The organism is Candidatus Mycolicibacterium alkanivorans (assembly GCF_022760805.1).
Lineage (GTDB): Bacteria > Actinomycetota > Actinomycetes > Mycobacteriales > Mycobacteriaceae > Mycobacterium > Mycobacterium alkanivorans.
This window is the reverse complement of record NZ_JAIVFL010000001.1, coordinates 329,830-355,255: the sequence shown is the minus strand read 5'-3', so window position 1 is coordinate 355,255 and position 25,426 is coordinate 329,830. Positions and strand designations below refer to the sequence as shown.

The following is a 25,426-nucleotide window of genomic DNA, read 5'->3' as shown; positions in this document are numbered from 1 at the left end:
AGCAAACAACCTTGGAGGGGTAGTGGACATCGTACTTGGTGTGTCGATGACACCCACGACGGTCCGCATGGCGCTGGTCGAAGGCGAGAAAGCCGACGGCATCACCGTCGACTACGACACCTTCGACCTGGCCGCCGCAGAAGGCGCGGCAACAACTGCGGCCGAGCAGGTTGTCGCCGCCATCCTCGGCACCCGCGAGAGCGCGCAGGAAGGTGGCCACCGTCTGGTGTCCACCGGTGTCGCGTGGACCGACTACGTGAGCGCGGCCGAACTGCGCGAGGCGCTCGCGGCGCGCAAGATCCACGACGTCGTCCTAGTGCCCGAACTGCATGCCGCGGGCGCGCTGGCCCAGGCGGTCGGACAGGCCGTCGGCTACGAGCGCACCGCGCTGATGTTCCTCGAGCGTGACACCGCGACGCTGTCGGTGGTGGAGACCGACGGCGGCGCGATCGTGAAGGTCGAGAGCCAGACCCTACACGCCCCCGACGCCGTCGCCGAGCTGACCCGCATGGTCGCCGGCCTCGAAGCGCTCGACCCGCCGCCGCAGGGCCTGTTCGTGGTCGGCGCGGGGGTGGACGTCGCCGCGGTCAAGGCCCAGATCGCGCAGGAGACCACCCTGCCGGTCCATGCCCCCGAGGAAGCCGATCTTGCCCTGGCGCGCGGTGCCGCGCTGGCCTCGGCGAAGGCACCCCGCTACGAAGCCACGACTGTCGGCCTGGCCTACGCGCAGGATCGGGACGGCACCACCGCCGGAGCGGCGTACGCCGCCTGCGCCGGCACCGAGATGTCGGCCGGCGCCACCCAGATGGCGGCCGCCGGCTACATGGCGCCGCTGGGCTACAGCGAGGTGCCTGACGAGGACGCCGGTTACGAGGCCGTGTCCGCCGACGCGGACGACGTCATCGCCGAGGACGAGCCCGGGCGCAAGCCCTTCCTGCTCGTCGGCAGCGCGCTGACCTCTGTGTTCGTCATCGGTGTGGTGGCCTTTGTGATCTCGCTGGCGGTCAGCATCCGGCCGACCGTCGACCAGCGGCCCAGCCCGGGCGAGAGCGTGATCGTGCCCAGCAGCCAGGCTCCGGCCCCAGCCACCCCGCAGGCCGAGGTACCCGCGCCGGCACCGTCGTCGGCCCCGGAAACCATCCAGGAACCGGTGCCAGTGGTGCAGCAGGCGCCGCGGACCGTGTTCGTGAGTCCGGCGCGCGAAGCCCCGGCCCCCGCGGCGCCTGAGCCTGCTCCTGCCGCACCCGCTCCGGTAGCCCCGCCACCGGCTCCCGCGCCAGTGGCCCCGGTGATTCCAGCGCCCATCATCGCGCCGCCCGTCATCGTGTTGCCGCCGCTGCTGCCGCCGTTCCTGCGGCCTCTGGTACCGCAGTACCCGGCCTACTCGCCGCCGCCGAAGTACCCGCCGCCGCCGAAGTACACGCCGCCGCCGACGTACACACCGCCGCCGAAGTACACACCGACTCCGGTCCCCACCCCGCCGACCTACACGCCGCTGCCGACTTACACGCCGCTGCCCACCTACACGCCGCTGCCGACTTACACGCCGCTGCCCACCTACTCGGCCCCGCCGACGTACTCGGCTCCCCCCGAGGTTGAGGCGCCGAGGTACCCCGCTCCGGCGGCCGGATCCGGCGGCTACGGCTCGGGTGGTGGCTCGGGATCAGGCTCGAGCGGTGGCTCGGATTCGGGTTCCGGCAGCTCCGGTGGCTCGCGCGGATCGGGCGGCGGCAACTCGCCGTTGTGGCCGTGGCCGCCCTTCGGTCACTGACCGCGACCCGAGTTCACCCGACGTTAGCCTCGCGCTTGGTGTCGCGACGCGGTTAGCTCATCGCCGCTGCCTATAGAGGCAGTATGCGATGCACAGTCTTCGGCACCGGCTATCTCGGCGCGACGCACGCCGCGGGCATGGCCGAGTTGGGTCACGAGGTGGTTGGCATCGACATCGATCCGGGGAAGATCGCGAAACTGTCCGCCGGCGACATCCCGTTCTACGAGCCTGAACTGGCAAAGATGTTGCAGGACAATCTCTCTGCCGGACGATTGCAGTTCACTACCGACTACGGCCTGGCTGCTGAGTTCGCTGACATCCACTTCCTCGGAGTCGGCACACCGCAGAAGAAGGGCGAATACGGCGCTGATCTGCGCCACGTGCGCGCGGTGATCGACGATCTGGTGCCCCGGTTGACCAGGCCGTCGGTGATCGTCGGAAAATCGACGGTGCCGGTGGGCACCGCAGCCGAACTCGCCGGCCGGGCCAGGCAATTGGCCCGTGCCGGCGTGGACGTCGAGGTCGCGTGGAATCCGGAGTTCCTGCGCGAAGGTTTCGCGGTGCACGACACCCTGCACCCGGATCGAATCGTCGTCGGGGTACAGGCTGATTCGACTCGTGGTGAGAGGGCGCTGCGCGAGTTGTACGCACCGCTGCTCGACGAGGGGGTGCCGTTCCTGCTCACCGACCTGCAGACCGCGGAGCTGGTGAAGGTGTCGGCGAATGCCTTTCTGGCCACCAAGATCTCCTTCATCAATGCCATCTCGGAGGTCTGCGAGGCCGCCGGTGCGGACGTCCGCGTCCTAGCCGACGCACTGGGCCACGACCCGCGGATCGGACGGCGATTCCTCAACGCAGGCTTGGGTTTCGGCGGCGGCTGCCTGCCCAAGGACATCCGGGCCTTCATGGCCCGCGCCGGTGAACTCGGCGCCAACCACGCGTTGACGTTCCTGCGCGAGGTCGACAGCATCAACATGCGCCGCCGCACCCGGATGGTGGAACTGGCCACCACCGCCTGCGGCGGTTCGCTGCTGGGCGCCAACATCGCCGTCCTCGGGGCGGCGTTCAAGCCCGAGTCCGACGACGTGCGGGATTCCCCGGCGCTCAATGTCGCAGGCATGCTGCAGCTCAACGGGGCCACGGTCAACGTCTACGACCCCAAGGCGATGGAGAATTCGCAGCGGCTCTTCCCGACGCTGAATTACTCGACGTCGGCACTGGAGGCGTGCGACCGAGCCGACGCCGTGCTGGTGCTCACCGAGTGGCGGGAGTTCCTCGAACTGCAGCCCGAGACTCTGGCCACCACCGTGCGTTCCAAAGTGGTTGTCGATGGCCGCAATTGCCTGGACGCGGACCGCTGGATCGATGCCGGATGGAAGGTCTATGCGCTGGGGCGCCCGGCACCCCGATAGGATTGCCACGGCGGCCATGCGGACCATGATGCTGCGGAAATAATCGGCTCTCCTGACGTTCATGTGGATCGGGGAGCGTGTGGTATGGGCCGGGGATGGTGAGTGGGGACGCACGGACGGTGATCTAGGTTCGAAGGCTCTGACCCCAATCGATCCTGGAGCCGTCCGTGCGCGCATCAACCCTACTCAATTCCCTCCTCGGACTGTCTGGGGTGCGGGCCGGCAAGACCGCTGTGTGCGACGGCGAGCTGCGGGTGACGGTTAGCTTGCGCCGTCGGCGGCTGTGCTGCCCGCAGTGTTCGTTTAGCACCGGGCACCGCTATGACACCCGTGAGGTGGACTCATCGTGGCGGCATCTGGACATGGGTGGGCGGATATGTCGGATCCTGTTGCGGCGCAGACGGCTGCGCTGCCCGGACCACGGTGTGCTGGCCGAGGGCGTGCCGTTTGCGCGCCCCGATTCCCGGCACACCCGCGACTTCGAGGACCTGGTGGCGTGGCTGGTCACCAAGGCCGACAAGACCACCGTCAGCAGCTTTGCCCGTGTCGCCTGGCGCACCGTGGGCGCGATCTGTGAGCGGGTCGTCGCCGACGTGTTAGACCCCGACCGGCTGTGCGGGCTGGTCGACATCGGCGTCGATGAGATCTCCTGGCGCAAACACCACCGGTATTTGACGCTGGTCTCCGACCACGACAGCGGCACCATCGTGTGGGGCAAACCCGGTAAGGACACCGACACCTTGGGCGCATTCTTCGACGAGCTGCCCGACGGCGGCGCATCCCTGGAGGCGGTGTCGATGGACATGGGACCGGCCTACGCCAAAGCCGTGCGCGAGCGGGCACCAGCGGCGGTCATCTGCTTTGATCCCTTCCACGTTGTCAAAGTCGTCACCGATGCGCTTGAGGCGGTGCGCCGCCAGGTCTGGCAGGCCGCCCGCACACTGCCCGATCAGCGCATCGCCAAGACGTTCAAGGGCGCTCGCTGGGCGCTGCTGAAGAATCCTGCCGACCTCACCGACACCCAAGCCCAAACCCTACGGGAGATGAAACGCAACGGTGGAATACTTTGGCGCGCCTACCAACTCAAGGAAGCACTTCGCGAGGTATTCGCCGGCGACCTCGACACGGCCACCGTCGCCGAACTGCTCAATCGCTGGTGCGCACGAGCCCAACGCAGCCGCATCCCCGAGTTCATTAAGGCCGGACGCACCATCCGTAAACACCGCGCCGGCATCGACGCCGCCCTCGAGCGCGGACTCTCCAACGGACGCCATGAAGGGCTCAACACCAAGGTGCGGCTTCTCATCCGACGCGCCTACGGCTTCCACAGTGCCAAGGCCGCCCTCGCGCTCATCCTCCTAGCCTGCGGACCCGTCACCCTGAAGCTCCCATACCACACAGGAGGTCATCCACATTCATGTCAGTAGAGCCAAATAATCTTGGCCCAGGCACGTCCTGCGCCCACCCCGTGACCGGGGGCCGCGCCGAAAGGTGCGGTCACGAAAGTGAGAACCAAGGTTGGGCCCCGTGAGAGGCCCAATCGGAATCCCGGCCCATCAGGGCCGGGAGGAGGTCAAGTAGGTTGCGGTCATGGACAACGCGCAAGCACTGATTGCCGAGAACGCGGCCTTCGCCGAACTCTTCCGCGATGCCGACCTGTCGGCCCCCGTGCCGACATGCCCCGGTTGGACACTCGGCCAGCTGATGCGCCACGTGGGACGAGGTGACCGGTGGTGCGCCCAGATCGTGGCCGAGCAGTCGATGGACGCCATCGACCCGCGCACGGTGGCCGGCGGCAAACCACCGGAGGGCCGGGACAACAAGCTCACCTGGCTGCACGAGGGCGTGCAGCAGCTCCTCGACGCCGTCGAGCGCACCGGCCCGGACACCGAGGTCTGGACGATCCTGGGTCCGCGTCCGGCGAAATGGTGGATCCGCCGACGCCTGCATGAGACCGCCGTGCACCGCGCCGACGCCGCGCTGGCCCTGGGCGCCGGCTTCTATCTCGACCCGGCGCTGGCGGCCGACGGCATCAGCGAATACCTCGAGCGGGTGTTCGTCCGCGCCGACGCGGAGGGCCCGGCCGGTGGGGACCGCCCGCTGGGCGACGGGCAGTCGCTGCACCTGCACGCCACCGACCCCGGGCTGGGCGAAGCCGGCGAGTGGACCATCCTGGGCCGGCCCGACGGGATCGCCGTCGACCACGAACACGGCAAAGCCACCACCGCGCTGCGCGGGCCGGCCCGTGACCTGCTGCTGGCCATCGTGCGGCGCGGGACGCCCGCCGAGTTGGACATCGAAATGTTCGGCGATCCGCGGGTGTGGGCGACCTGGTTGGCCCGCACACCCTTCTGAGCCGGTATCTTGAGCGGTCATGAGCACTTCGGAGATCGCCACCGTTCTCGCCTGGCATGACGCGCTGAACTCCGCGGACCTCGACACCCTGGTGTCGTTGTCCAGCGACGACATCGAGATCGGGGACGTCCACGGGGCCGCGCAGGGCCACGCCGCGCTGCGCGAGTGGGCCGAGCGCAACACTGCCGACATCGAGGTGGGCCAGATCTACTACCGCGACGGCGTCGTCGTCGTCGAAGAGACACTGACGTCGAAGACCGACCCGGCCGACACCAGCACCGCTGCGTCGGCCTTCCGGGTGGTTCACGACCACGTCACCTCGGTGTTCCGCCACGGTGATCTGGCCACCGCGCTGGCCGCCACCGAACTGACCGACGAAGACCTTCAGGTCTGAGTCATGCGGGGGATCATTCTGGCGGGGGGATCGGGCACCCGCCTGCACCCGATCACCAATGGCGTCAGCAAGCAGCTGCTGCCGGTCTACGACAAGCCGATGATCTACTACCCGCTGTCGACGCTGCTGATGGCCGGAATCCGCGACATCCTGATCATCACCACGGCCCACGACGCTCCGGCCTTCCACCGGCTGCTCGGTGACGGTTCGGCGTTCGGCGTGAACATCACCTACACCGTCCAGGACCGGCCTGACGGCCTGGCCCAGGCGTTCCTGCTGGGCGCCGATCACATCGGCACCGAGCCGGTGGCTCTGATCCTGGGAGACAACATCTTCTACGGACCCGGCGTCGGCACCAGCCTCAGCCGGTTCCGAAACATCCAGGGCGGGGCCATCTTCGCCTACTGGGTGGCCAACCCGTCGGCCTACGGTGTGGTCGAGTTCGCCTCGGACGGCACCGCGCTGTCACTGGAGGAGAAGCCGGCCACCCCGAAATCGCGGTACGCGGTGCCGGGACTGTACTTCTACGACAACGATGTCATCGAGATCGCCCGCGGGCTTCGTCCGTCGCCGCGCGGTGAGCTGGAGATCACCGACGTCAACCGGACCTACCTCAACGAAGGCCGGCTCTCGGTCGAGGTGCTGCCCCGCGGCACCGCCTGGCTGGACACCGGAACATTCGATTCGCTCTTGGATGCAAGCGATTTCGTGCGGACCATCGAAGCCCGCCAGGGACTGAAGGTCTCCTGCCCCGAAGAGGTGGCTTGGCGGGTGGGCTTCATCGACGACGACCAGCTCGCCGAGCGGGCCCGGGCGCTGCTCAAGTCAGGCTATGGCGCTTACCTGCTGGAGCTTCTGGAGCGCCACTAGTCGGCGCGGCCAGAACTGCCGCGATCCCGGTGGTCAACGGCACCGCCAGGGCAAGCGCAATGCCGCCCACCGCCGAACGCGCGATCTCGATGGCCACACTCTCACTGGTCAGCACGTCGGCCAACGAGCGGTTGGCCACCGAGAACAACAGCAGCAGCGACAGTGAGCTGCCGGCATAGGCCAGCACCAGGGTGTAGACCGTGCTGGCGATGTGGTCGCTGCCGATTCGCATGGCGCGCAGGAAGATCTGGTGCCTCCGGAGGGCAGGAGCGGAGCGATCCGGGAATTCACCCGGTCGATGACCGAGGTGGGCGAGTTCGAAGACCGCGGAGGCCTGCGTGATGGTCACGTCGTTGAGCACGCCGAGGGACCCGATGATGAACCCGGCCAGCAGCAGACCCTTGATCGAGACGTGGCCCATGGATGCGGCCACCACATTGTTCTGGTCTTCGGATAATCCGGTCAGATGTGCCAGTTCTATTGCACCCCAGGACAACCCGGCTGACAGCAGCATCGCGGTCAGCGTGCCCAGCAGCGCGGCGCTGGTGCGCAGGCTCACTCCGTGCGCCAGGTAGAGCACCGTGAACAGGATCGCCGCTGAGGCGACCAGGGTGACCGGCAGGGCCGGCGAGCCGTCCCGCAGCGCGGGCAGCATGAAGACCACCAGCACCACGAAGGCGACCACGATTCCGATCAGGGCCCGCAGCCCGCGCCAGCGGGCGACGGCGACGACAACGACGGCGAACGCGGCCGCCAGCAGGATCAGCGGCCAGGTGCGCTCGTAGTCGTAGAACCCGTAACTGGTCGCGCCCTGCTGGTCGACCTGCCGGAATATGCGAATATTGTCGCCGGCCAACAGGTTTGGCTGTCCGGGCCCGAGGGAGAACTCCAGCAGCGTGGTGGCACCCCGGTTGGGGCCGGTGTCGATGGAGACGATGTTCTGCACGCAGCGTCCACTGCCGGGCATGCTCGGTGCAGGGGAGGCGGTGAGCACCTGACCCGCCGAGGGGCTGCCGCAGTCGGCAAGGCTGGTGGACACCACATGGCCGCCTTCGGTGGTGACCGCGCCGCCGGAACCGTTCTGGAACGGCAGCGGAATGTCGACCTTGTTGCCGCTCGGCCACAGCACCACCGCGCCGATGACCATCGCGAGAGCGATCGCGGCCAACGCCGCGATCACAATGCGGGCCGCAAGCGGGCTCAGCGGCGCGGGTCCGGTGCGTGAGCGAGAGTGCGAGTGCGTCACCCGCACAGGGTAGAGGCGCGCCTCCGACGGTTTACTGGCGGTAGCTTGCCAGGAAGTTGCCCAGCCGCTCGATGGCTTTGGACAGGTCCCGCGACCAGGGCAGGGTCACGATCCGCAGGTGGTCGGGGGCCGGCCAGTTGAAGCCGGTGCCCTGGGCGACCAGAATCTTCTCCTGTAGCAGCAGATCGAGGACGAGCTTCTCGTCGTCGACGATGTCGTGTACCTCGGGATCCAGCCGCGGGAACGCGTAGAGCGCACCCTCCGGTTTGACGCAGGACACGCCGGGAATCTCGTTGAGCTTGGTCCAGGCCGCGTCACGCTGCTCGAGCAGCCGGCCGCCGGGGAGCACCAGGTCCTCGATGCTCTGATGTCCGCCGAGGGCGACCTGAATCGCATGCTGCGCGGGCACATTCGGGCACAGTCGCATGTTGGCAAGCAGGCTGATGCCCTCGATGAAGCTTGTCGCATGTTCGGTCGGCCCGGTGATCACCAGCCATCCCGAGCGGTAGCCGGCAACGCGGTAGGCCTTCGACAGCCCGTTGAACGTCAGGCAGAGCTGGTCGGGTGCGACGGTCCCCAGTGGGATGTGCTTGGCGTCGTCGTAGAGGATCTTGTCGTAGATCTCGTCGGCCAACAGCAGCAGCTGATGCCTGCGGGCCAGATCGGCCATCTGCTGCAGTACCTCGTAGCTGTAGACCGCGCCGGTCGGGTTGTTCGGGTTGATCACGACCAGCGCCTTGGTGCGGTCGGTGATCTTGGACTCCAGGTCGGCGATATCGGGCTGCCAGCCGTTGGTCTCGTCACACAGGTAATGCACTGGGGTGCCGCCGGCCAGTGAGGTCGAAGCGGTCCACAGCGGGTAGTCCGGTGCCGGGATGAGCACCTGGTCGCCGTTGTCCAGCAGGGCCTGCAGGGTCATCGTGATGAGCTCGGAGACGCCATTGCCCAGGAACACCGAATCGACGTCGAACCGAGGGAATCCGTCGACCAGCTCGTAGCGGGTGACCACGGCGCGACGGGCGCTCAAGATGCCCTTGGAATCGGAGTAGCCCTGGGCGGTGGGCAGCGCCTGGATCATGTCGCGCATGATCACATCGGGCGCCTCGAAACCGAATAGGGCGGGGTTGCCGATGTTGAGCTTCAGGATGCGGTGGCCCTCGGCCTCCAGCCGCGCGGCGTATTCGTGCACCGGACCGCGAATCTCGTAGAGGACGTCCTGCAGCTTGGTCGACTGCGCGAATGTGCGCTGCCGCGGATGCTGGCTCGTGCCGTGCCACGGCAGCTGGTGAGTGCTCACGTGAAGAATTGTCCCATCCCGGTGCAAACTGATTTCCCGCCGCTGCGGTGACGATTTTGCTGCGCCTATGTCACCGTCAGCAATCGGTTGGGCGACATCCCGGACACGACCGGGCGTTGAGCTGCGACCTCCCGAATTCCCCGCGAAAAGGCTGCTAATTTGCGCATCAAGCAGGAGGCGCAGAAATGAAACGAACAATCACCGGTGCATCTGGCCTACGTCAACGCGACGTCGAACTGCGCCACTGCCACCGACGGCTGCACCGCCAACCTGGCGAGCAACCGCGGCTGGACCAGCGTCGCCACCCTGACCAACGGCCGCTGGAACTTCACCGTCACCAAGCCTGACGGCGTGGTCTGCGACGACGGCAGCTACGCGCCGGTGTCCATTGCGTACTCCGTCGACGCGGCGACGCTGGCGGGCACCGTCACCGCCGATTCCAACGGCGACTGCCCGGGCGGCCAGGTGACCCGGGCCCCGTTCCGGCTGCAGAAGATCGGCTAGCTAGCGCTTCTTTCCCGGCGGGCGGGCGCCTCGGGCGATACCCAGGCCCTTGACCTCCGGCGCAGCCTCGGTGGCTGCTGGTTCCGCGGCGGGCTCGGCGGCCGCCGCCGGTTCGGCAGCCGGAGCCCCCTCGGCAGGTGCCGGCGCGGCAGGGGCCGCCGTCGGAGCCTTCTTGGCGCCGGGTCGGCGAGCGCCGGCAGCGATACCCAGACCTTTGGCGGGTTGAGCCGCGGGCGCTTCGGCGGCCGGAGGCGCGGCTTTCTTGGCGCCCGGACGCTTGGCGCCACCGGCGATACCCAGGCCCTTGACCGGCGCAGCTTCCTTGGCCGGTGCTGCGGGGGCGGCGGTCGCGGCCGGTTCGGCCGGTGCTGGCGTCGGCTCGGCCTTGGGTGCCGGCGGAGCCTCGACGGGTGCCTCCGCGACGGCCGCATTGGCGGCAGTGCCCTTCTCCGGCAGCTTGACCGAGCTCAGGTCCAGCGATCCCAGCAGCAGTTGGGCAACGTCGAGCACCTCGACCTCGTCGGCCTTCTCCCGGTCTCCGACTCCGTCGGTGATCATCACGCGGCAGAACGGGCAGCCGGTCGCGATCTTGGCGGGATCCAGGGCCAGCGCCTCGTCGACGCGCTCATGGTTGACGCGCTTGCCGATGTGCTCTTCCATCCACATCCGCGCACCGCCCGCGCCGCAGCACAGACCGCGGTCGGCGTGGCGCGGCATCTCGGTCAACGTCACACCGGAGGCGCCGATCAGCTCACGCGGCGCGTCGTAGACCTTGTTGTGCCTGCCCAGGTAGCAGGGGTCGTGATAGGTGATGTTGGCCCCGCCGTCGACAGCCTTGACAGGGACCAGTTTCTTGTCGCGGACCAGCCGGTTGAGCAGCTGGGTGTGGTGCAGCACCGTGTAGCTGCCGCCGACCTGCGGGTACTCGCGGCCCAGCGTGTTGAAGCAGTGCGGGCAGGTCACGACGATCTTGCGGTCGACGCGCTCGACGCCCTCGAACAGGTCGTTGAGGGTCTCGACGTTCTGCGCGGCGAGCTGCTGGAAGAGGAACTCGTTGCCGGAGCGGCGGGCCGAGTCGCCGTTGCAGGTCTCGCCGTCGCCGAGCACCAGGAACTTCACGCCCGCGGCGGCCAGCAGTTCGGCGACGGCCTTGGTGGTCTTCTTGGCGCGGTCCTCGTAGGCGCCGGCGCAGCCGACCCAGAACAGGTACTCGAAGCCGGCGAAGGAGGCGACGTCCTTGCCGTAGACCGGAATGTCGAAGTCGAGCTCGTCGATCCAGGTGAGCCGCTCCTTGGCGTTCTGCCCCCAGGGATTGCCCTTGCTCTCCAGGTTCTTGTAGAGCACGCCGAGCTCACCGGGGAACTCCGACTCCATCATCACCTGGTAGCGGCGCATGTCGACGATGTGGTCGATGTGCTCGATGTCCACCGGGCACTGCTCCACGCAGGCGCCGCAGGTGGTGCACGACCAGAGCACGTCGGGGTCGATCACGCCGCCCTGCTCGGCGGTGCCGACCAGCGGGCGGGCGGCCTGCGCGGGGCCGCTGCCGGGCACCCTGCCGAAGCCGGACTCTGGGACGTGGTGGCCCTCGTCGTGCGCGGTCTGGAGGTCCAGGCCCTCGAGCGGCTCGGCAGGCTTTCCGAGGATGTAAGGCGCCTTGGCGAACAGGTGGTCGCGCAGGTCCATGATCACGAGCTTGGGCGACAACGGCTTTCCGGTGTTCCAGGCCGGGCACTGCGACTGGCAGCGTCCGCACTCGGTACAGGTGGCCATGTCGAGCATGGCCTTCCAGGTGAAGTCCTCGATCTTGCCGCGACCGAGAACCGCGTCCTCGGCGGGGTCCTCGAAGTCGATCTTCTCACCCTTGTGCTCGACGGGCAGCAGCGGGCCAAGCGCGTCGGGCAACCGCTTGAATGTGACGTTGACCGGGGCCAGGAAGATGTGAAGGTGCTTGGAGTGCAGCACGATCAGCAGGAAGATCAGCGCGACCGCGATGTGCGACAGCAGCGCGATGGTCTCGATCCATTCATTGGCGTGCAGCCCCAGCGGGGCGAGCAGCTTGCCCATGGCGTGTGAGAAGAATGCGCCTTGGCCGTACGGGAAGTTGCCGGTGTTGACCGCGGCGCCGCGGAAGATCGCGTAGCTGAAGATGACCAGGAAGATCATGAACAGGATGAGCCAGGCACCGCCGGTGTGCGAGCCGTAGAACCGCGACGAGCGACCGTATTCCTTGGGCTCCGAGCGGAGTCGGATGATCGCGAAGGTGATGATGCCGGCCAGCACCGCCAGCGCGATGAAGTCCTGCAGGAATCCCAGCGCGTTCCAGCGGCCGACCAGCGGGATGTGGAAGTTCGGCTGGAACAGCGTGCCGTAGGCCTCGATGTAGACCGTGATGAGGATAAAGAAGCCCCACATGGTGAAGAAGTGCGCGAGGCCGGGCAGCGACCAGCGCAGCAGCCGAGTCTGGCCGAACACCTCGACGATCTGCGTCTTGATCCGCTCACCGAGGTTGTCGGTGCGGCCGCTGGCGGGCTGGCCCGAGCGGATAAGCGTGAACAGCCACAGGACTCGGCGCAGCGCGAAGGCCGCCACGATGGCCGTCATCGACAGCCCCACCACGAGTCTGATCAGCGTCTGTGTCTCCACGGGTGCCTCCAGGTCACAAGTTACTCAAGGGTAACTTAACTCTTGTTACTGGTCGGTAACCTATGCGTGTTGCCTGTTCATACTGGCATCTCGCCCACCATCCCCGCGACATAGGTTGCCCTAACCTCGCTCGGAGGGGGATGCAGCCGGCACTTCGGGGGCCAGGATCGCCCGCAGCATCGACAGCATCTCCGACCGTGATTCGGCGCCGAGACGGCGACGGATGCGTGCGACGTGATGCTCAACGGTCTTGGCGGAGATGAACAATTGGGCGCCGATGTCTCGGTAGGGCATCCCCAGCAGCAGCAGTTCGGCCACCTCGCGCTCGCGGTCCGACAGCGGCGAGGATGCGGGCCGGGGGCTGCCGGTCGACGCCGCGACCGATTCGGTCGCGAGGTCCGTCGCGCCGTCGTCGGAGCTGTCGACGGACAGCTTGAGATCGCGCGCCACCTGCAGCATCAGCCCGGACACCTTGGGGTCCGAGGCCTGCAGCGCCGCCTGTCCGGCCAGCCGGGTGGCATCCGAGGTCAGGCCGAACTGAGCCAAGCTGCGTGCGGCGGCGTTGACCTCGTCGGGCTCGACCTGGCCGGCCAGCACCCGCAGCCAGGCGCGTCCCGCCCCGGCCAGCGCCCTGGCGAACGGTTCGTGCGCGGCCGCGGCGGTCAGTGCCTGACCGTGCGGCGCTACGGCCGCCGGGTCGTTGGCCAGGATGCCGGCGTGGACGCCGGCCCAGTGCAGCGGAACCGACCATGCCGGCGGGTTACCGAGCGCGGCGAGCACCCCGAAGGCCTGCTCGAGCACCGGAGCCAGCCGGTCCTGCTTGCGGATCCGGGCGGCGGCCATCCACAGCTCACCCAGCGGCAGCAACGAGAAGAGGTCCACCGAGTACTCGGCGAGCACCTCCATCGCGGCATTCCAATACTTGTGCACGGCGCCGGTGTCGCCGCCGCGGCGTGCGATGGCCGTGCGCAGTGCAGCCGCCCACAGCGCGTCGCGGCGTTGTAGCGCCGAGTCGTCGGTGGCGGCCAGATCGCTGCCCGCCCCGGCCAGTTGGCCGTCCTGCATCTTCGTCCACGCCAGCAGAAGCCGGCGCCGATGCCCATGCAGTTCGTCACCAGCGCGCACCGCCCTGCTGATCACACTGCGGGCCCGCACCGGGTCACCGCCGTGCAACGCCGCCAGGGTGACCAGCGCCGCCGGGCTGTCGGGCAGCACCTGAGCCGTCGGGGACTCGGCGACCATCGCTTGGCCGAGCTTGGCCGCCGCGGCGGCATACGGTCCGCTGATAGTTAAGAGCAAGCCGTCGGCCAGCGTGCGCGCCGCCCGGGCAGCGGCCGTCGGCGGGCCGGCGTTCTCAACCGCCAGAGCGTTGCAGGCCCCGGCCACGTCACCGACCCCGGTCAGCACGATCGCGGCGGCGGCACTGACCACTGCGTCGGGATAGGGCCCGAGCCAGGTGAACAGCTCGGCGGCCTGCGCGTAATTGCCGTTGTGTGCCGCCACGCTGGCCGCGACGCGCACTGCGACGGCCTGTTCGGCGCGGTCCGCGGAGCTCAGCAAGGCGTCGGCCTCGATCGCCGCGGCCTGACTCTCACCGGAAAGGGCCAGGGCGTCGGCGAGCTGCGGCCGCAAGTCGGCGGCCCCGGCGTCGACGGCGGCCCGATAGAGGCGGGCGGCCGTGGCCGGTTCGGTGCGGACGGACCCGGCGTGGCGGCGCAGGGTCTCGGCCAGTTGGGTGTCGCGTACCCCGTGTTCGGCAAGGCCCAGCGCCAGCGTGGGCGAGAGGGTGGACATCGCGACCTGTGAGCGCAGCAGGGCGGCTTCGATGTCGTGATGGCGGGCGTTGCCGGCGATCTGCGCGACCGCGCGGTGCACCGAGCGCAGGAAGAGCGGGCTGTGGGACGGCTCGAAAAGCCCGGTCGCGCGCGCCCGGTCCATCAGCATCTGTGCCCGTTCGGCGGACACGTCGAGGGCCGCTGCGATGTCTGCGGCCCCCAGATCCGAGCTCAGCGAGGCGATCAGCAGCGAGTCGAGATCGTGTTCGTCGAGCCGGCGCAGGCGTTCGATGAGGGCGAAGAACGCCGACTGTGCGACCGACGTCGCCGACAGCGGACGAGCCGAACCCAGTGCGGCCGAGACGAGAAACGGTATGCCCGCCGTGGCCAGGAGGATGTTGGTCACCAGCTCGGTGCGCGGCGGGTGGCCGGACGGGTCGGCAAGCATGCGCGAAATGTCGCCGCCGGCAAGGGCTTCGAGCGTGATCCGGGGACGCTCACGTTCGATCGCAGTCATCAGTGCGCGGAGACTCTCGTCGTGGTCGCGTGGCTGTGCGGCGACGACAACCGTCGAGGACGGGTCGCCGGCTAGCTCGGTCAGACTGCTGAGCTCTTCGGCGGTCAGCAGGTGAGCGTCGTCGATGACGACGGCCGCCGCTGACTTCGCCGACTGCGGAACGCGGGACGCGACGGGCACGCCCGCGTCGCGCAGCGCGTCGCGGACCGCGCCGAGTGCGGTGCTCTTCCCCGTTCCGAGGCCACCGGTCATCAGGAGCTTCACCGGTGTGGACGGCGCGGCCGCCAGTGCGTCCACCGCCGCCTTCACGGTCGGCGGCAGGCTTGGCGACAATGCCGAATCCGCCACGGCCGATTAGTTTCCCGGCACGGTGATTGCCGGGATCAGCGTCTGCGTGCTGACCACCGCGTGCGTCGTCGGCACCGACTGTGTGGTCGGCAAGGCAGCCGTGGTCGTGACCGGGGCTGCCGTCGTGGTGGGCGGGGCGACCGTCGTGGTGGGCGGGGCGACCGTAGTGGTCGTCACCGGCGGGTTGGTGGTGGTGGTGGTGGCGGTGGTCGTCGTTGGCTGTGTGGTTGTGGTGGTGGGCGGGGTGGTCGCTGTCGTCGTGGTGGTGGTGGTGGTTGTCGTCGTCGTTGTTGTCGTGGTGGTTGTAGTGGAGGGCGTGGTCGTGGTCGACGGCGCGCTCGTCGGTTCGGTCGTAGTGGCCGGCGGAACCGTGGACACCGTCGGGCTTCCATCCGATCCGGTGAGGGTAACCGTCTGCGGCGGAACAACATTCGTGGTCTGCGCGTCGGCGGGCTGCTCACCGGGCTTGGTCACCCGGGTGGTGGTCGTAGTCGGGCTGCTGTCGCTGCTGGTTAGCGTGATCGCCAGGCCGCCGACGGCCAGGGCGGCCACCACTGCGGCGATACCGAACAGCAACGGAGGCCGTCGATACCACGGCATCGGGGTGTCGACGAGTGCGGTCTCGTGGTCGTCGGACTCGAACTCGACCATCGGGCGAGCACCGGTGACTCCGCCGGCCTGCTGCGCGTAGTCGAAGGTGTAGTCCTCGCCGGAATAGGGCACCGGCTCTTCACCGGGCGCGTCATCCTGCGACCATGCCAGCGCGCGAAATGTCGCCGAGGGCGAGCCGTCGGAAGCCGACTCGGTCGCGGCTACTCCCGCAGCCCCGGCCGCCCACGCCGCCGGCGCCAGGCCCGTGGGTGCATCGGCGGCGGCGACGGCCATGCCGGTGGGCGCATCCGGTGCCGACCCGCGTGCCGCGATCAACGCCGCGCCGATCGACGCGTTGAGCTCAGGGCGTGGCGTGGTGATCACCGGAACCCGCAACTCTTCTGAAAGCCTTTGTGTGATAACGGGAATCGCTGCCCCCCCGCCAACCGTGGCCACTGCGGCGAGGTTGGCTGCGGGAATCCTGTTGCGTTCCAACGCATCCCCAAGAGCGTCGAGGAAACCGGCCAGCGGCTCGGCGATCAGGCCCTCCAGCTCGGTTCGGGTGACCCGGATGTCGGAGCTGACACCGGGCAGCTCCGCCGGCACCGCGGTGGCTGTCTCCGACGACAGCCGCTCCTTGGCCAGGCGGCACTCCTCGCGCAGCCGGGTGAGTGCCCCGACCGCGGCGGTGCTGGCCGGGTCGGCGTTGGACGCCTCGCGGGCTCCCGCCAGCACGTGGGTCAGCAGCGCCTGGTCGATCTGCTCACCGGAGAACTCCGCGAAGCGCACGGTCTCGCCGATCGGCTGCAGGTTCGCGCCGGCATCGGCCAGCGTGATGTTGGTGCCGCTGCCGCCGACGTCGCACAGTGCCACCACACCCTGGGTGGGCAGGCCGGGGTCGACCTGCAGGGCGGCCAGCGCCGCCGTCGCATCCGAGATCAGCATGGGTGGCACCCCACCGGGTGCCAGGGTGGGCTTGGCCCGCAGCGCACCGCGCAGCGCTCCGACGGCACCAGCACCCCAGTACGCGGGCACCGCGATGACGACAGTGGATGGAGGTTCGCCGGTGTCGACGGCGCGGGCCACGGACTCCAGTGCCTCGGCGGCGAGATCTTCGCCGCGATGCGGTGAGCCGTCGGCGGCGACCAGGGGGACCGGGTCACCCACCCGTTCGACGAAGCCACGCAGCACCAGCCCGGCCTCAGTCAGGTTGGGACTGGTCAACTCCGGGTTCTGCGAGGGAACCCCGACCTCGGAGGGCCGGCTACCCCATAGGGTCAGCACCGATCGGCGGCTGACGGGCTGGGCGCCCGGGCGGGCTGCAACCAGATTGATCGTCCCGATCGACAACCCCAGCGCGTCGCTCAATTCGCACATCCCTTCAGCGGTGCTCGGCGGCGGTTCTCACCATAGTGGCTGACCGCCCCGATCCCGGGCAGAAACCCCCTAATGGCAGACGATCCCCTAAGATCACACCCCCTAACGGTGGATGCCCAGCGGTGGGTTCGGCACCGATCACGGCGAGGTTTTCGGCCGATAGCATTCTTGGCATCAGCTGGCACTGTGCTGTGACTATCGGCGCGAGCAGAGAAGGCGTGACATGGCAAACTCGTTGCTCGACTTCGTGATGTCGCTGGTGCGGGATCCCGATGCCGCGGCGCGGTACGCCGCCGATCCGGCCGGCGCGATCGCCGACGCGCATCTGACCGACGTGACCAGTGTCGATGTCAACAACCTGATCCCGATGGTGTCCGATTCGTTGTCGATGGCCGCGCCGACGATCGGGGACGCGCATGTCGGGGACGGCAACGTGTGGGCGAGTGGCGCAGCGACGGCGGCTTTCGATGCGTTCGACGCGCACCTGGCCGCCCCGGCACCTGATGGGCATCCGGTGATCACCGACGCCATCGCGCAGCCGGCCGAGTCGGTGCACTCGGTGATCGCCGATGCCGGCGTCGATCCGACGGTCGACGGGTTGACGGCTCTCGACTCGACGTCGCAGGTCGTCGACTCCGGCCTCGATCACCTGCCCGGGGCCGAGTCGCTGCCCAACTGGGCCGAGCACGCCGGCTGGGACCTCCAGCACGCCGACGACTCCCATCCGCCCCCACATCACCCCGGTTTCGACCCTTTCTGACCTCTCACGCCGACACCCCCGCGTCCCCCGACGCGGGGGTGTCGGCGTTTCCGCGGGCTGTCCTAGGGTCCCCCTAATCCCCTAACGGCCGTGCGTCATTAACCCCTAGCATCGCTGCGTCGGCAACGGGTGTGCACCCCGTTTCCGGGCTCGTCGAGCGCCCATACCGTGAGTTCCAGATCGCCGGACGGCCCGGCGAGCACTACCCGAAAGGTCCCGACAATGCTCACCATCATCGACTGGATCCTCGACCTGTTCCGTAACGAGGCCGCGGCCCGTGCCTTCGTCGCAGCCCCGGAGCAGTCCCTGCGCGACGCCGGGCTGGCCGGTGTGTCCGCCGCCCAGCTGTCGTCGGTGGCCGCCACCGCGGTCCCCGGCCTGGTGCTCGGCGGGGGTGACCCGATCGTCGGCCTGCAGCGCGCGGTGTCCAACCAGTACGGGTTCGCGCCGGCCTACGCCCCGTCGTTCGATCCGGTCTACGCGCCCTCGCCGACGTTCGCTCCGCAGACCGACCTGGCCAGTCACAACGACACCTCACTGCTGAGCCCCAGCCAGGGCGCCGGCGCCAACGCCCAGCAGGGCGCATTCAACCTCGGCTTCGGTGACATCACCCTGGGCGACAAGGCCACCAACACCGCCACCAACGGCGGCGTGGTGGTCGGCGGCGACAGCGGCGGTGACATCGTCAGCGGCGACGGTGCGGTGCTCGGCAACGGCAACGAGGTCAACAACGGCCACGTGTGGGCGGGCACCGGGTCCAACGTCGCCATCGGTCACGGCCAGGTCGACGACAACGGCACCACCGCAACCGGCGGCAGCAGCGTCATCAAGGACAACAACGGCCCGGTGGTCCACGACGTCGACGCCAGCGGTGGCAATGGTGGCGGAGCGGCCGGCGGCAGCAGCCTGATCGGCATCGGCGGCGGCCATACCTCCGGCGGCAACGCCGGCGGCGGGGATATCACCGTGGTCAGCAGCGAGACGTCTACCTACACCGACGGCCACACCGCCACCTCGCTGTCGGACCACTCCGACAACTCGGTGCCCGCACACCAGAACACGTCGCTGTACGACAACAGCCATGACGCCTCGCTGGTGAACAGCCACCTCGACAACAGCCACGACCTCTTGCTGGCGTCAGGCAACCACGTCCTGGGGTTCTGAGCGCACGAGGCGGCGGGGACCGGGTGACGGTCCCCGCCGTTTCGTATGCATACGGTGTTAGACGCGAGCACTGGGAGGACATGTGACGCAACCGGACGACCCGCGCCGGGTCAGGGTGATCGTCGAGCTGATCGAGCACACCAGCGCGATCGCCGCCATCAACGACCGCGCTGACCTGGTGGCCCGCCTGGCGGTGGCCAAGGACCGGATCTCCGACCCGCAGATACGGGTGGTGATCGCCGGCCAGCTCAAGCAGGGCAAGAGCCAGCTGCTCAACTCGCTGCTCAACGTGCCGGTGGCCCGCGTCGGAGACGACGAGACCACGGCAATGGTCACCGTCGTCACCTACGCCGAGCAACCGTGCGCGCGGCTGGTCGTCTCGGCCGGCGAGGGCTTGGAGCCGCAGATCGTCGACATTCCGGTGGACGACATTCGCCACGATCTCCGACGCGCCCCGCAGGCCGCGGGTCGCGAGGTGCTCAGGGTGGAGGTCGGCGCCCCCAGCCCGCTGCTCAAGGGCGGCCTCACCTTCATCGACACCCCCGGCGTCGGCGGGCACGGCCAGCCGCACCTGTCCGCGACCCTCGGGCTGCTGCCCGACGCCGACGCGATGTTGATGGTCAGCGACACCAGTCAGGAGTTCACCGAGCCGGAGATGAGGTTCATCCGGCAGGCTCATGAAATCTGCCCCGTCGGCGCGATCGTGGTCACCAAAACCGATCTGTACCCGTTCTGGCGGCAGATCGTGGCCGCCAACACCGCGCACCTGCAGCGCGCGGGCCTGGACCTGCCGCTGATCCCGGCTTCCTCGCTGCTGCGCAGCCACGCCATCACGCTCGGCGACAAGGAACTCAACGAGGAGTCCAACTTCCCGGCGATCGTGAAGTTCCTCTCCGACAAGGTGCTCTCCCGGGAGAACGATCGGGTCCGCGACCACGTCGTAGCCGAAATTCATTCGGCGGCAGAACATCTGAGGCTGGCGGTGGACTCCGAACTGGCCGCCCTCAGCGATCCCGACGAAGCCCGCCGGCTCACCGAGGACCTCGAGCGCCGCAAGCAGGAGGCTCAGGACGCCCTGCAGCAGACCGCGCTATGGCAGCAGGTCCTCAACGACGGCATCGCCGACCTGACCGCCGACGTCGACCATGACCTGCGGGCCCGATTCCGCGCCATCACCCAGCACGCCGAGCAGGTCATCGACTCCTGCGACCCGACCCAGCACTGGGCCGAGATCGGCGGCGAGGTGGAGAACGACGTCGCCAACGCCGTCGGCGACAACTTCGTGTGGGCCTACCAGCGGGCCGAGGCGCTGGCCGCCGAGGTCGCCCGCACCTTCGTCGAAGCCGGGCTCGACGCGGTCAAGATGCCCGAGGTCAGTGCCCGCGAGATGGGCGCGGGTGTGGGCCGGCTGAAGTCGCTGGCGCGCCTTGAGTCCAAGCCGATCGGCAAGGGACACAAGGTGATCACCAGCATGCGTGGCTCCTACGGCGGCGTGCTGATGTTCGGCATGCTGACCTCGGTGGCCGGCCTGGGCATGTTCAACCCCCTGTCGCTGGGTGCCGGTCTGCTGTTGGGCCGCAAGGCCTACCAGGAGGACATGGAGAACCGGATGATGCGGGTGCGCAACGAGGCCAAGACCAACCTGCGCCGCTTCGTCGACGACGTCCTGTTCGTGGTGACCAAGGAGTCCCGCGACCGGCTCAAGAACGTCCAGCGCCAGCTGCGTGACCACTACCGCGAGATCGCCAACCAGACCACCCGCTCGCTCAACGAGTCGCTGCAGTCGACCATCGCCGCCGCGCGGATGGAGGAAACCGAGCGCAACAACCGCGTCCACGAGCTCGAGCGTCAGCTCAACATCCTGGGTCAGGTCAGCGACAACGCCGAAAAGCTGCTTCCGGCAAGATAATCGCGACGAGCCGACGATGCTGGCCACGACGTGCGGGGGCTCGGGCATACGCGTGCCGGGCAGCCCCCGAGCGCGCAACTCGGCGAACCGTAGACTCGTCCCTCGATGAGCACCAGCGATCAGGTCCGCGCCATCCTCGCCGGCGCCCGTCGCGCGTACGAGGGCGAGCCCGCGTACCGACAGCGCCCCGATGTCTTCAACGAGCTGGACCGCATTGCCGGCCGGCTCAACCAGCCGATCCGCATCGCGCTGGCCGGGACGCTCAAGGCCGGCAAGTCGACCCTGGTCAACGCGCTGGTGGGGGAGACCATCGCACCCACCGATGCCACTGAGGCCACCCGCATCGTCACCTGGTTCCGGCACGGGCCCATCCCCAAGGTCACCGCCAACCACGTCGGCGGCCGGCGCTCGAACGTGCCGATCGTCCGCGATGGGGGCCTGACCTTCGACTTCGGCAGTCTTGACGCGAACGACGTCGCCGACCTCGATGTGGAATGGCCGGCCGCCGAGCTCATCAACGCCACCATCATCGACACCCCGGGCACCTCGTCGCTGGCGCGGGACGTCTCCGAGCGCACACTGCGGCTGCTGGTGCCCGAGGACGGCCTGCCGCGCGTCGACGCGGTGGTGTTCCTGCTGCGCACCCTCAACGCCGCCGACATCGCACTGCTCAAGCAGATCGGTGAGCTCGTCGGCGGGTCGTCGGGTGCCCTTGGCGTCATCGGGGTGGCTTCGCGCGCCGACGAGATCGGCGCCGGGCGTCTCGACGCGATGCTGTCGGCCAACGACGTAGCCAAACGGTTCACCGAGGAGCTGGACCGCACCGGCATCTGTCAGGCCGTGGTCCCGGTGTCGGGATTGTTGGCATTGACCGCGCGGACGTTGCGGCAGAGCGAGTTCGCGGCCCTGGGGCGGCTGGCTGCCGTCGACCCGGCCGAGCTGAACAAGGCGATGCTCAGCGTCGACCGGTTCGTCCGCCCGGACATTGGCCTGCCCGTCGACGCCAGCACCCGCGCGCAGCTGCTGGACCGGTTCGGGATGTTCGGGGTTCGAATCTCGGTCGCCGTATTACGTTCGGGGGTAACGGATTCCGCCGGTCTCGCTGACGAGCTGCTGGAGCGCAGCGGACTGGTGGCACTGCGCGACGTGATCGATCAGCAGTTCGCCCAACGCTCCGAGTCGTTGAAGGCCCATACCGCGCTGGTGTCGTTGCGTCGGTTCGTCGAGGCCCATCCGATCGCCGCCACGCCCCACATCATCGCCGACATCGACCCGCTGCTCGCCGACACCCACGCCTTCGAGGAGCTGCGACTGCTCAGCCAACTGCGCTCGCGGCCAACGACGTTGACGGACGACGAGATGGCCTCACTGCGGCGGATCATCGGCGGTTCGGGGACCGACGCGGCCAGCAGGCTGGGGTTGACTCCCGACGCGCCCTACGACGGACCGCGGGCGGCGTTCGCCGCCGCGCAGCGCTGGCGCCGGCGCGCCGAACATCCCCTCAACGACCCGTTCACCACAAGGGCCTGCCGGGCGGCGGTGCGCAGCGCCGAGGCGCTGGTCGCTCGGTACGCGTCGCGGGGTTACTGAGAGTGCGCCGAGTGTGGGGCCTATGCAGGCGAAAACCGCTGAATCACTGCATAACCCACACGTTCGGCGCGGGTTACTGACCGCCCGGGCCCGGAGCAACCGGCACCGACGACGACGTCGCCCCCGACGGGGAGGTCGACGACGTGGTGGACGTGTCCGGGCTACTGCCGCTGCTGCCGGCGAACTTCACCACCGCATAGACCAGCAAGGCCAGCACGACCGCGCTCAGCACACCCAGGCCCACCAGTCCAGCCGGTTTTCGGTACCACGGTGTCGGCTCGGGCGGCGGATACTGCCCATAGCCGGTCTGGGGTTGGTGGCCGGACTGCTGGTAGTCGCTGTCCGAGTAGTTGTTCGGGTCGTCGGGGGAACCGTCACGCGCCACGGGTGTCGATAGTAGTCGTCAGCCTCCGCCGGGCTGATTGGGGAACGCCGGACGGTGCGAGGGCCGCACGCTGATCTGCGGTGGCCGGGTCTGCGGCGTGGTGACGTTGGGGCGATCGCCGCCATTCTGCCGCGGGTAGTGCGGATACTGCGGCGCCCAGGTGCCGCGCGGTTGCGCCGAAGCCGGCGGGCTCTCCGGCGGTGGTGCCGGCGGTGGTGGTGGCGACGGTGGCGGTTGGGGAGGCGGGGAACTGGTCGGCGGCGTCGTGCTCGGAGCCGTCGTCGACGAGCTGGTGCCGGTGGAGCCGCCGGACTCACCGGAGTTTCGCGAGACCAGCAGCACCGCCGCCACCAGCATCGCGACCAGCGCGACACTGATGGCCGCGAACGCGACCGTGGCGGAGTGCTTGCGATACCAGGGCCGCTCCGGGAACCAGAACGCGTCGGCAGCGAACGGGTCGAACCCGTCGTCGAATCTCACCGGCGCCATCGCCGGATCGGTCGGCGGGTCGGTGGCGTCGGCCGGCGCTGCGCCCGACTCGTTCGGGGCTCGCGTCAGGGGTGGCTGGGCCGTCGACGCGATTCCCGGATACGGCCTGTCGGGGTACGGGCCGAACGGGTCCGGGAACGGTATCGGCGGGGCTGTGTCGTTGGCGTCGTTGACGTCCTCGGCCTCACCGGCGGAATAGCCGGTGGCCCCGGCGGGCTCGTATCTCGCCACGGCTACTGATGCTAGCCACCTCGCCTGCGTAAACGGGGCGTTCCGCTATCACACAAGCTGTCGGACCACCTCGTTGGCGAACAGTTCGATGTGGTCGAGATCGGACAGATCGAGCACCTGCAGGTACACCCGCTGCACCCCGGCCTCGAGGTAGGGCCCCAGCCGGTCGACGATTTCGGCCGGCGTGCCCACCAAGGGGGTGTTGCCGCGGAGTTCGTCGACCTCGCGGGAGATCGCCGCGGCCCGCCGGCGGATCTCGGCGTCGTCGCGTCCCGCGCACACCACGAATGCGGCGGAGTACACGATCTCATCGGGGTTGCGGCCGACCTTCTCCAGCGCGGCGCGGACCCGACCGTACTGGGGTTCGACGAAGTCCAGCGCCGGGAAGGCGAGGTTGAACTCGGCGGCGAACCGTGCGGCCAGCGCCGGGGTGCGCTTGGCCCCACCGCCGCCGATGATGATCGGCGGGTGCGGCCGCTGCACCGGTTTGGGCAGTGCCGGAGAGTCGTTGACGGTGTAGTGGGTGCCGGCGTAGGAGAAGGTCTCCCCGGCCGGGGTGGTCCACAGTCCGGTCAGGATCTCGAGCTGTTCGCCCAGTCGCTCGAAGCGCTCACCGAGTGACGGGAACGGGATGGCGTAGGCCAGGTGCTCCGCCTCGAACCAACCCGCTCCGATGCCGAAATCCACCCGTCCGGCGCTCATTGCGTCGACCTGCGCCACCGAGATTGCCAGCGGACCGGGGTGACGGAAGGTCGCCGAGGTGACCAGGGTGCCCAGCCTGATCGAGGAGGTCTCCCGCGCGATGCCGGCGAGGGTGACCCACGAGTCGGTCGGTCCCGGCAATCCGTCACCACTCATCGCCAGGTAGTGATCGGAGCGGAAAAATGCTGAATAGCGTAGGGATTCGGCAGCCTGCGCGATAGCCAGCTGGTCGTGGTAGCTGGCGCCCTGCTGCGGTTCGACGAATACGCGGAAGTCCACTCCGCCAGCCTAGAAGACGTCGACCTCTTCGGTGCTGACGAACATCCCGTGGCCGGTTCGGTCATTGGTGAACCGGGTGCCCTTGCTGGTGGCCTCGATGGTCCAGCCGACCGCGTGATACCTGGCGTAGTCGATGGTGGTGGTCGGAATCGCGCCCAGGTTTCCGGTGATCCAGCGCAGGTGGCCGTCGGCAGTCACCTCCACGCCGTTGGCGGGTTCACCGCCGACGATGGGGGCGTTGGTGAAATTCGACTCGCAGCCGACCGTTTGCTCCGAGATCTGGCAGCGGGTCTGACCGGATTTGGTCTCGATGAAGACGAACCCGCCGGAACTCGGCGGAAGTGTGTCACCCCTTCCCGGCGGTACCGGGGCGGGCGCGCTCGGCGGCGAGACGGTCGGCGGCGAGACGGTCGGCGGCGAGACGGTCGGCGGCGAGACGGTCGGGCGGCCGATTGGGAAGTTCGGCTCGCCGCCCGCGCCGCAACCCGGGCAGGTCGCGGCGCCGTCGACGGTGTTGCTGCATCCGGCGGCGGTCGCGCCGGCGAGAACTAGCCACACCGCCGCGGTTCCGGCCTTCACGCCGTTGGACATGCGCACGTTCGCCAGGGTACGCACCGAGTGACGCATGTGACTCCAGTGACTCGCGGGGTAGGTGTCGTCGGGCGATCAGACCGGCGTGGCCGCCGGCCGGAGCAGCAGTTGCGCGGGCGACAGTTGTCGGTGTCGCTGTCCATCACCTCGCCCGGGTGCTGCTCTCGTGAATGGCGTCCCGGCAGGCAACTCTGCGGCCGATGCTCACGCGGGCCGAATATCC

20 protein-coding genes are annotated in these 25,426 nt (G+C 68.8%); 11 read left to right on the top strand and 9 right to left on the bottom strand.

The window, feature by feature from the left end; genetic code table 11:
• Positions 1–22: 22 nt before the first annotated feature.
• The 6 genes from K9U37_RS01835 to rfbA all read left to right on the top strand — a co-directional run bounded on the left by K9U37_RS01835 (position 23) and on the right by rfbA (position 6,802).
• Positions 23–1,771, top strand: a complete 1,749-nt coding sequence (locus tag K9U37_RS01835) for a DUF7159 family protein (protein ID WP_243070273.1) — start codon at positions 23–25, stop codon at positions 1,769–1,771.
• 83 nt (positions 1,772–1,854) lie between these two features.
• Positions 1,855–3,183 carry a UDP-glucose dehydrogenase family protein gene (locus K9U37_RS01830; protein ID WP_243070272.1) on the top strand — a complete coding sequence of 443 codons (1,329 nt, stop codon included), beginning with the start codon at positions 1,855–1,857 and terminating at the stop codon, positions 3,181–3,183.
• Between the two features lie 167 nt (positions 3,184–3,350).
• Positions 3,351–4,610 (top strand): ISL3 family transposase, encoded by a 1,260-nt coding sequence (locus K9U37_RS01825; protein WP_243070271.1) that lies wholly within the window; start codon positions 3,351–3,353, stop codon positions 4,608–4,610.
• Between the two features lie 163 nt (positions 4,611–4,773).
• Positions 4,774–5,538, top strand: a complete 765-nt coding sequence (locus K9U37_RS01820) for a maleylpyruvate isomerase N-terminal domain-containing protein (RefSeq protein WP_243070270.1) — start codon at positions 4,774–4,776, stop codon at positions 5,536–5,538.
• A 19-nt stretch (positions 5,539–5,557) separates the two neighbouring features.
• Entirely contained in the window at positions 5,558–5,932 is a 375-nt protein-coding gene (locus K9U37_RS01815; protein WP_243070269.1) for a nuclear transport factor 2 family protein, read from the top strand.
• Positions 5,933–5,935: 3 nt separating this feature from the next.
• Positions 5,936–6,802 carry a glucose-1-phosphate thymidylyltransferase RfbA gene (gene rfbA / locus K9U37_RS01810; RefSeq protein ID WP_243070268.1) on the top strand — a complete coding sequence of 289 codons (867 nt, stop codon included), beginning with the start codon at positions 5,936–5,938 and terminating at the stop codon, positions 6,800–6,802.
• Here rfbA and K9U37_RS01805 read toward each other — a convergent pair.
• Together K9U37_RS01805 and K9U37_RS01800 are read right to left on the bottom strand one after the other, a co-directional pair.
• Entirely contained in the window at positions 6,753–8,048 is a 1,296-nt protein-coding gene (locus tag K9U37_RS01805) for a YibE/F family protein (RefSeq protein ID WP_372489361.1), read from the bottom strand. The genes rfbA and K9U37_RS01805 overlap by 50 nt on opposite strands.
• A gap of 31 nt (positions 8,049–8,079) precedes the next feature.
• Entirely contained in the window at positions 8,080–9,372 is a 1,293-nt protein-coding gene (locus tag K9U37_RS01800; RefSeq protein ID WP_243070266.1) for a pyridoxal phosphate-dependent aminotransferase, read from the bottom strand.
• Positions 9,373–9,549: 177 nt separating this feature from the next.
• Between K9U37_RS01800 and K9U37_RS01795 the strand changes: the two genes are divergently transcribed.
• The gene (locus K9U37_RS01795; protein ID WP_243070265.1) at positions 9,550–9,849 is read left to right on the top strand and encodes a hypothetical protein; all 300 of its coding nucleotides are present in this window, start codon (positions 9,550–9,552) and stop codon (positions 9,847–9,849) included.
• On the opposite strand, the gene K9U37_RS01790 is transcribed toward K9U37_RS01795, so the two are convergent.
• From K9U37_RS01790 to K9U37_RS01780, 3 genes are all read right to left on the bottom strand, one after another.
• Positions 9,850–12,495, bottom strand: a complete 2,646-nt coding sequence (locus K9U37_RS01790; RefSeq protein ID WP_243070264.1) for a (Fe-S)-binding protein — start codon at positions 12,493–12,495, stop codon at positions 9,850–9,852. It abuts the gene before it with no gap.
• A gap of 120 nt (positions 12,496–12,615) precedes the next feature.
• Entirely contained in the window at positions 12,616–15,135 is a 2,520-nt protein-coding gene (gene iniR / locus K9U37_RS01785) for an isoniazid response ATPase/transcriptional regulator IniR (protein WP_243070263.1), read from the bottom strand.
• A gap of 6 nt (positions 15,136–15,141) precedes the next feature.
• Positions 15,142–17,094, bottom strand: a complete 1,953-nt coding sequence (locus K9U37_RS01780; RefSeq protein WP_243070262.1) for an Hsp70 family protein — start codon at positions 17,092–17,094, stop codon at positions 15,142–15,144.
• Between the two features lie 232 nt (positions 17,095–17,326).
• Here K9U37_RS01780 and K9U37_RS01775 point away from each other — a divergent pair, with 232 nt between their 5' ends.
• From K9U37_RS01775 to K9U37_RS01760, 4 genes are all read left to right on the top strand, one after another.
• On the top strand, positions 17,327–17,863 hold the full coding sequence (locus tag K9U37_RS01775; protein ID WP_243070261.1) for an Rv0340 family IniB-related protein: 537 nt from the start codon (positions 17,327–17,329) through the stop codon (positions 17,861–17,863).
• A gap of 222 nt (positions 17,864–18,085) precedes the next feature.
• Complete coding sequence (locus K9U37_RS01770) at positions 18,086–19,027, top strand: IniB N-terminal domain-containing protein (protein ID WP_243070260.1); 942 nt, start codon at positions 18,086–18,088, stop codon at positions 19,025–19,027.
• Positions 19,028–19,109: 82 nt separating this feature from the next.
• Positions 19,110–20,936 (top strand): dynamin family protein, encoded by a 1,827-nt coding sequence (locus tag K9U37_RS01765; RefSeq protein WP_243070259.1) that lies wholly within the window; start codon positions 19,110–19,112, stop codon positions 20,934–20,936.
• Between the two features lie 105 nt (positions 20,937–21,041).
• Positions 21,042–22,526, top strand: a complete 1,485-nt coding sequence (locus tag K9U37_RS01760; RefSeq protein WP_243070258.1) for a dynamin family protein — start codon at positions 21,042–21,044, stop codon at positions 22,524–22,526.
• Positions 22,527–22,599: 73 nt separating this feature from the next.
• On the opposite strand, the gene K9U37_RS01755 is transcribed toward K9U37_RS01760, so the two are convergent.
• Genes K9U37_RS01755 through K9U37_RS01740 form a run of 4 tightly spaced genes read right to left on the bottom strand, consistent with a single transcriptional unit; the run spans position 22,600 to position 25,209 of the window.
• Positions 22,600–22,911, bottom strand: coding sequence for a hypothetical protein (locus tag K9U37_RS01755; RefSeq protein ID WP_243070257.1), 312 nt, complete (start codon positions 22,909–22,911; stop codon positions 22,600–22,602).
• 18 nt (positions 22,912–22,929) lie between these two features.
• The gene (locus K9U37_RS01750) at positions 22,930–23,631 is read right to left on the bottom strand and encodes a hypothetical protein (protein ID WP_243070256.1); all 702 of its coding nucleotides are present in this window, start codon (positions 23,629–23,631) and stop codon (positions 22,930–22,932) included.
• A 48-nt stretch (positions 23,632–23,679) separates the two neighbouring features.
• Positions 23,680–24,612: an LLM class F420-dependent oxidoreductase gene (locus tag K9U37_RS01745; protein WP_243070255.1), complete on the bottom strand. Its 933-nt coding sequence runs from the start codon at positions 24,610–24,612 to the stop codon at positions 23,680–23,682.
• Positions 24,613–24,621: 9 nt separating this feature from the next.
• Positions 24,622–25,209 (bottom strand): hypothetical protein, encoded by a 588-nt coding sequence (locus K9U37_RS01740; RefSeq protein ID WP_243070254.1) that lies wholly within the window; start codon positions 25,207–25,209, stop codon positions 24,622–24,624.
• Positions 25,210–25,426: the final 217 nt, after the last annotated feature.

Excerpts from the sequence above, each read along its gene's own strand:
- K9U37_RS01830 (WP_243070272.1), top strand. The coding sequence starts at position 1,855 with ATGCGATGCACAGTCTTCGGCACCGGCTATCTCGGCGCGACGCACGCC.
- K9U37_RS01820 (WP_243070270.1), top strand. The coding sequence starts at position 4,774 with ATGGACAACGCGCAAGCACTGATTGCCGAGAACGCGGCCTTCGCCGAA.
- K9U37_RS01815 (WP_243070269.1), top strand. The coding sequence starts at position 5,558 with ATGAGCACTTCGGAGATCGCCACCGTTCTCGCCTGGCATGACGCGCTG.
- rfbA (WP_243070268.1), top strand. The coding sequence starts at position 5,936 with ATGCGGGGGATCATTCTGGCGGGGGGATCGGGCACCCGCCTGCACCCG.
- K9U37_RS01775 (WP_243070261.1), top strand. The coding sequence starts at position 17,327 with ATGGCAAACTCGTTGCTCGACTTCGTGATGTCGCTGGTGCGGGATCCC.
- K9U37_RS01770 (WP_243070260.1), top strand. The coding sequence starts at position 18,086 with ATGCTCACCATCATCGACTGGATCCTCGACCTGTTCCGTAACGAGGCC.
- K9U37_RS01760 (WP_243070258.1), top strand. The coding sequence starts at position 21,042 with ATGAGCACCAGCGATCAGGTCCGCGCCATCCTCGCCGGCGCCCGTCGC.